Source organism: Streptomyces sp. NPDC059567 (assembly GCF_042735655.1).
Lineage (GTDB): Bacteria > Actinomycetota > Actinomycetes > Streptomycetales > Streptomycetaceae > Streptomyces.
Map to the genome: position 1 here is coordinate 2543 of NZ_JBHWBS010000158.1, position 7021 is coordinate 9563.

A 7021-nucleotide genomic window follows, 5' to 3' on the forward strand; every position below is an offset into this window, starting at 1 on the left:
CCCCATCACTCCCCCCCACCCCACCCCCCCACCCCACCACACACCTCACCCGCGCCCCCCCCCCCCGCGCGCGCCCCCCCCCCCTTCGCCTTTCATGGACATGTAATGATCGGGACCTGACGTCACGTCACAGGGGGGATGACACGCGTGCTGGGACCACTGCGCGAGGGCGCGCCGCGGCGGATCGGACCGTACGAGGTGCTGGCGCGGCTCGGCGCCGGCGGCATGGGCGAGGTGTTCCTGGCCCGGCTGGACGGCGAGGGCACCTTCGTGGCCGTGAAGACCGTACGGCGCGACCTGGCAGGCGACTCCGCGTTCCGTGACCGCTTCCGACGCGAGATCAAGGTCGCCGGGCTCGTGCGGAGCGACTGGGCGGCCGCTCCGGAGGGCGGTGACGCGGACGCCGGGGTGCCGTGGCTGGCGACGGCGTACGTTCCCGGACCGAGCCTGTCCCAGGCCGTGCGGCGCGGCGGTCCGCTGCCGGTGGCGACCGTACGGGAGCTGGGCGCCGGGATCGCCCGCGCGCTGGCCGACCTGCACACGGCCGGCGTCCTGCACCGCGACCTCAAGCCCGGCAACGTGATGCTGTCCGTCGACGGGCCCCGCCTGATCGACTTCGGTATCGCCCGCAGCAACGGCGCCACGACGATGACCGCGACCGGAATGATGGTCGGCACCCCCTCCTTCATGTCGCCCGAGCACGTCGCCGGGGCGCGCCACGTCACGGGGGCCTCGGACGTCTTCTGCCTGGGCTCGCTGCTCTGCTACGCGGCGACCGGCGAGGACCCGTTCGGGGACGGGCCCATGGCGGCCGTCCTCTACCGCGTCTCCCAGGCCGAGGCGGACCTGAGCCGTGTGCCGGAGGAGCTGCGCGAGGTGATCGCCGGCTGCCTGCGCCTCGCCCCGGCCGAGCGGCCCTCCCCGGCCGAGCTGGCGGAGCTCCTGGGCGGGGCACGGCGGCCCGCGTGGCCCGCGGGCGTGCGGGAGCACATCGGGGAGTACGGGCGGGAGCTCGCGCAGCTGGTGGCGGCGGGGGGTCCGCTCCTGGAGGTCCCGGCGGCGGTGCCTGCCCCTGCCCCGGGGATGGACCAGCTGCCGACGATGCCGCCGGTGGCGCCGACCGCTCCCCCGGAGCCCCCGCGCCGGAAGCGGCGCCGGGCGCTGATCGCGGTCGCCGTGGCCCTCGCGGTCGTGGCCTGTGGCGTGGGTGCCTACCTGCTCCAGCCCCAGGACGAGAAGAAGCCCCCGGTCACGGCCGCCCCGCCGGTGTCGAAGACAGGACCGAAGATCGCCGGGGTCGACTTCAAGGGCCTCGCGGACTCCTCCGGGATCGTGCCGCAGAACCCCGCCCAGCGTCCCGCCGGCTGGAAGAGCTGGACGACGAAGCTCCCCGCGCCCGCCTTCGGCTGCGCGGCGGGCACGACGGTGCTGGTCTGCCGCATGACGAACGGGCGGTACGAGGCGCTGGATCCGGCGAACGGGAAGAAGCTGTGGTCGGCGGACCTGGCCGACACGAAGACGGACGACAGCTGGATCGGTCCCAGCGGTGCGGTGTTCGTCGCGGACAACGCGACCCGGCCGACCGTCCACGACGACGCCGTCGTCCTGGCCGCCGACGACCTGCTTCAGGTGCGTGACGCCCGTACCGGCAAGGTCCGCTGGGAGAAGCACGCCTGGGGTGCGCAGGGCACGAGTTCGCGCCCCATCGTCGGGGACGGTGTCGTCTTCGCCGCCATGGAGACGACGACGGAACCCACCAGGGAGCGGGTCGGCATGGCCGCCTACTCCCTCGCCGACGGCACCGAACTGTGGGAGAAGGAGCTGACCAACTCCGTCACCCCGAACGTCGACATCCGTCCCTACGAGCCGGTGGCCTTCGCCCGGAGTCAGGTGTACGCGCTGAGCGACGGCGGACTCGTCGCGTACGACGCGAAGACCGGTGAGGCACGCGGTCAGACCGACAAGGACGCCGAGAACTGCCGGGATCTGAAGATCGTCGGAGCGGTCGCCTACTGCGCGGACGTCGTCTTCCGCCGGAGCGCGGACGAGCGGCTTCGGGTCCTGGACTCCGCCACCCTCGCCTCCGAGGGAAGCCTGGACGCACCGGTCGAGACCCTGCACCCGGCCGTGATCACTCCCACGGCGTTCGTCACCTTCGACGGCGGGCTCCGGATCCACGATCCGCGCGACAGGAAACTGCTCGGGAGCTACGCGACGAAGGCCGCCCCGAAGGGTCTCCACCAGAACTGGTCCACTCCGCTGATCGCCGGTGACCAGGTCGTCTACGCCGACTACAGCGCGCTGTACACCGTGCGCCTCGGCAAGGGCGGCAAGCCGGCCGGGCTCACGACCACGGCCGTCCCGGGCGCGCCCGGACCGCGCGCCCCCGAGGACGCGTTCGACCCCGACTGGGGCAACAGCTTCGCGAAGACGACACGGGAGCCGGAGGTCCTGCCGATCGGCGGGATCGCGCACGTCGTCTTCGACAAGGGTGTCGTCGCCTCCGTCGAGCTGCCCAAGTGACGTACTGAAAGGACGACTTCCGTGCTGGAAGCACTGCCCGCCGGGCAGCCGCCACGTCTCGTCGGGCCCTACCGGCTGCTCGCCCGGCTGGGCGCGGGCGGCATGGGCGAGGTCCATCTGGCGTGCCGGGCGGACGCGCCGACCGCCGATCCGTACCGGATGGCCGCCGTGAAGACCGTCCGGGAGGACCTGGAGGTCGACGGGGACTTCCGGACCCGGTTCCGGCGCGAGATCACGGCTGCGCGGGCGGTGAACAGCCCGTACGCGGCGCTGCTCGTCGACGCCGACGCGGACGCGGCCGTGCCGTGGCTGGCGACCGAGTACGTCCCCGGGCCCTCGCTCGCCGAGGCCGTCACCCGGGCCGGGGCGCTGCCCGTCGCGGCGGTACGGGCGCTGGGCTCGGCGCTCGCCCGGGCGCTGGACTCGGTGCACGCGGCGCAGGTGCTGCACCGGGATCTGAAGCCCGCGAACGTACTGCTCGGGGCCTCCGGGCCGAAACTCATCGACTTCGGCATCGCGCAGGCCTTCGAGGCGACGGCGCTGACCTCGACCGGGCTCGTCGTGGGCTCGCCCGGGTTCATGTCGCCGGAGCATCTGATCGGCAGCCGGGCGGTCGTGCCCGCCTCGGACGTGTTCTGCCTGGGCGCGGTGCTGGCGTTCGCGGCGAGCGGGCGCGGGCCGTTCCACGACGAGGAGATGGCGTCGGTCATCTTCCGGATCAGCCGGGCCGACGCCGAACTGGACGGTGTGCCGGAGGAGTTGCGGCCGGTCGTGGAGCGCTGCCTGCGGCTCGACCCGGCGGAGCGGCCGTCGGCGGCGGAGCTGGTGGAGCGGTTGGGGGCCGAGGTGCCGGCGGCCTTCCCGTGGCCGGGCGGGGTGCTCTCGCTGCTCGCGGAGTACGGGGATTCGGCGCGGCGGATCGGTGAGGCGGCGGCCTCGGGCGCGGGCGTGGCCGACCTGCCGACGCTCGGCCCGCAGGTTCCGTACTCCCCGACGGCGATGACGGCCCGGCCCGACACCGCCACCGCCCCGGATGCGGCGAAGCGCCGTCGTCCCTGGGCGGCGGTCGCGGCGGGTGCGGTGGCGGTCGCCGTGCTGGCGGGTGTGGGCATGACCCAGCTCGACGACGGGGAGCGGGAGGGTGGTTCGGCCGGTGGGAGCGCGGCCGGGGGCGGCTCCGGTGCGGGCGGGGCCACTCCGACCGGAGGGGACAAGCCGACGAACGGGAGCAAGCCCGCCACGCTCGATCATGTCGTCCAGCCCTACGGCGGCGAGGGGCACGTCAACGACTTCGGCAAGGAGGGCGTGGACCGCACCGCGCGCCCGGCCGGCTGGTCACCCTGGTCGGTGAAGGTGGACGAGGGGGTGGGTCCGTGTGCCCTCTCCCCCGAGGTCCTGGTCTGCTCCGGCGACGGCGGCGCGGTCGTGGCGCTCAAGGCGGCCGACGGCACGAAGCTCTGGTCGCGGCCGGGGCGCGGCGATCTGCCGCGGCCGACGGCGCAGTATCCGGCCGTCGCCGGGGACCGCGTGTACATCACGGGGCCGGACGGCGTGACGGTGCACGGTCTGAAGGACGGCAAGGAACGGGGCCGGGTCGCCAAGCCGGACGGCGACTGGGCGGTGAAGGGCACCGACCTGCTGGACGGCGTGCTCTACACGACGTACCTGAACGTGGCCGACGAGACCTCCGGTCTGGTCACGGCGGTGAAGCTGGGCGAGGCCGACGAGGAGCTGTGGCGCACTCCCCTGGCGTCGATCCCGGAGGTTCCGGTGGCGGCGGGCGGGCAGGTGCACGTACCGGCGGGAGGGCTGCCGGTCGCGCTGGACGCCCGTACCGGCAAGGAGACCGCGCGGGCCGAGGGCGCGACGGGCTGCTTCTCTCTCGTCGTCCACAAGGCCTCCGTGCTCTGCCAGGCCGGGGAGGGCCGCGGGATCGCCGTCTTCGACGGCAGGACGCTGAAGAACGTGCGGACGTTCGCCGGGGACACCCAGGGCTGGGGCGGCTTCGCGGTGAACGCGCAGGGGGTGGTGGCGCTCAGCGACCGGGAGACGTTCCGGCTGTACGACCTGGCGACCGGGAAGGAGCGCTGGAGCGACACTGACGACATGCATGCGGCCGCGGAGCAGCTGTCCTTCGCGGGCGACCGGCTCCTGGTCGTCAACGGCACGGAGATCGAGTCGATGCCACTGGACGATCCGGAGGCATCGAAAGCCCGCGGCAACACCGTCGACTTCAGGACCTCGGGGGGCAGATCCGTCGCCCAAGGCGCGAACAGCGTTCTGGCCGCCGGAGGGGCGCTCTTCGTCACCACCTACGACGGTCAGATCGTGTCGGGCTACGCGCCCTGACGCCCAGGGCCTTGAGCCGTCAGGCCGTCGCCGACCGGTACTTCCGCACCGACAGCGTCCGGAACACCACGATGATCAGCACCGACCAGATCAGCGAGGCCCACACCGGGTGCTGCATCGGCCAGGCGTCGGACGTCGAGACGCCCGGGTTGCCGAACAGGACGCGGCACGCCTGGACGGTCGCGCTGAACGGGTTCCACTCGGCGATGGGCTGCAGCCAGGACGCCATCTGGGCGGAGTCCACGAACGCGATCGAGATGAACGTGACCGGGAAGAGCCAGATCAGACCGCCCGAGGTCGCCGCCTCCGGCGTGCGGACCGAGAGGCCGATCAGGGCGCCGATCCAGGAGAAGGCGTAGCCGAGGAGGAGCAGCAGGGCGAAGGCCCCCAGCGCCTTCGGCACACCCTCGTGGATGCGCCAGCCGACCAGGAGCGCGACGATCGCGAGGACGACGACGGTGAGGGCGGTCTGCACCAGGTCGGCCAGGGTACGGCCGGTGAGGACCGCGCCGCGGGCCATCGGCAGGGCGCGGAAGCGGTCGATCAGGCCCTTGTGCATGTCGTCGGCGATGCCCGCGCCCGCGCCGGCGGTGGCGAAGGTGACGGTCTGCGCGAAGATGCCGGCCATCAGGAACTCGCGGTAGACCACGGGGTCCGTCGTGCCGCCGATGGTCATGGAACCGCCGAACACGAAGCTGAACAGCACCACGAACATGATCGGCTGGATGAGCCCGAAGATGACCATCTCGGGGATGCGGGACATCCTGATCAGGTTGCGCTTGGCGACGACGAGGGAGTCGCTGATGGACTGGGCGATCCCGCCGCGCGGCTTCGGGGCCGCGACGGCGTCGGTCACTGACGTCACTTGGCCGCCTCCTTTCTGCCCTTCCGGTGCTCTCCGGCACCGGTGTCGCCGTTCTCCTCGGCGACTTCGGCCGTGTGGCCGGTCAGCGAGAGGAAGACGTCGTCGAGGGTGGGCCGGCGCAGGCCGATGTCGTCGATCTCGACGCCGACGGTGTCCAGGTCGCGGATGACCTCGGCGAGCAGCTTGGCGCCGCCGGTGACCGGGACGGTCAGCTTGCGGGTGTGGTTCTCGACGGAGACCTCGCCGTGGCCGATGCCCGCCAGGCCGTAGCGCCCGAGGACGTCACGGGCCGGGGCGATCATCTCCCGCTCGTGGACGACGACCTCGACGCGCTCGCCGCCCGTCTGGGCCTTGAGCTCGTCCGACGTACCGCGGGCGATGACCTTGCCGTGGTCGATGACGCAGATGTCGTCGGCCAGGTGGTCGGCCTCTTCCAGGTACTGGGTCGTCAGGAGCAGGGTCGTACCCCCCGCGACCAGTTCCTGGATGACCTCCCAGAGCGCCTGCCTGTTGCGCGGGTCCAGGCCGGTCGTCGGCTCGTCCATGAACATCACGGGCGGCGAGACGACCAGGGCGGCGGCGAGGTCGAGCCTGCGGCGCATACCGCCGGAGTACGTCTTGGCGGTGCGGTCGGCGGCGTCCGAGAGGTTGAAGCGGTCGAGCAGTTCGCCCGCCCGGACCTTCGCCCGCTTGGCGTCCATCTGGTAGAGCTGGCCGACCATCTGGAGGTTCTCGCGGCCCGTCAGATACTCGTCGACGGCGGCGAACTGCCCGGAGAGACCGATCGAGCGCCGGACCTCGTTCGGGTGCTTGAGGACGTCGATTCCGGCGACGACCGCACGTCCGCTGTCCGGCTGGAGCAGTGTCGTCAGGACGCGGACGGCCGTCGTCTTCCCCGCGCCGTTCGGGCCGAGCAGGCCCAGGACGGTGCCCTGGGGTACGTCGAGATCGACGCCGTCCAGAGCTCGTACGTCGCCGAAGGTCTTCACCAGACCCTCGGCGTAGATCGCGCCTGGCATGTGGGTTCTCCCAGGGATTTGGGCGTTTTCCACCCAAGTTTAGGTTTGAACGGCGGCCGCCGCCCACCGAATTCGTGACCCCGGCCACACGCTAACGCGATACATCGCGACCCGACAAGGGCTGGGCGTGTCTTGTCGATCGCGCCGCGAGCCCGGCATGATCGACAAGGCACCCCCTAGTAGTGCTTTGTTAGGTGGTCTTGTCGTGGTGGGTGGGTGGTAGTTCGCTGGCTGTATGAGGTCTGGGGAGCTTGCCGCGGTGCGG

Annotated in this window: 4 protein-coding genes; 2 read left to right on the plus strand and 2 right to left on the minus strand. The window is 72.3% G+C overall.

All coding sequences use genetic code 11. From position 1 onward, the window contains the following. The first annotated feature begins 138 nt into the window (after positions 1–138). Positions 139–2523, plus strand: coding sequence for a PQQ-binding-like beta-propeller repeat protein (locus ACFVZW_RS35765; protein ID WP_384530591.1), 2385 nt, complete (start codon positions 139–141; stop codon positions 2521–2523). 21 nt (positions 2524–2544) lie between these two features. Further along, positions 2545–4872: a protein kinase gene (locus ACFVZW_RS35770; protein WP_384530593.1), complete on the plus strand. Its 2328-nt coding sequence runs from the start codon at positions 2545–2547 to the stop codon at positions 4870–4872. A 19-nt stretch (positions 4873–4891) separates the two neighbouring features. On the opposite strand, the gene ACFVZW_RS35775 is transcribed toward ACFVZW_RS35770, so the two are convergent. Together ACFVZW_RS35775 and ACFVZW_RS35780 are read right to left on the minus strand one after the other, a co-directional pair. Beyond that, on the minus strand, positions 4892–5737 hold the full coding sequence (locus tag ACFVZW_RS35775) for an ABC transporter permease (protein ID WP_384530595.1): 846 nt from the start codon (positions 5735–5737) through the stop codon (positions 4892–4894). Beyond that, on the minus strand, positions 5734–6756 hold the full coding sequence (locus ACFVZW_RS35780; RefSeq protein ID WP_384530597.1) for an ATP-binding cassette domain-containing protein: 1023 nt from the start codon (positions 6754–6756) through the stop codon (positions 5734–5736). Before ACFVZW_RS35780 ends, ACFVZW_RS35775 begins: the two co-directional genes overlap by 4 nt. Between the last annotated feature and the right edge of the window lie 265 nt (positions 6757–7021).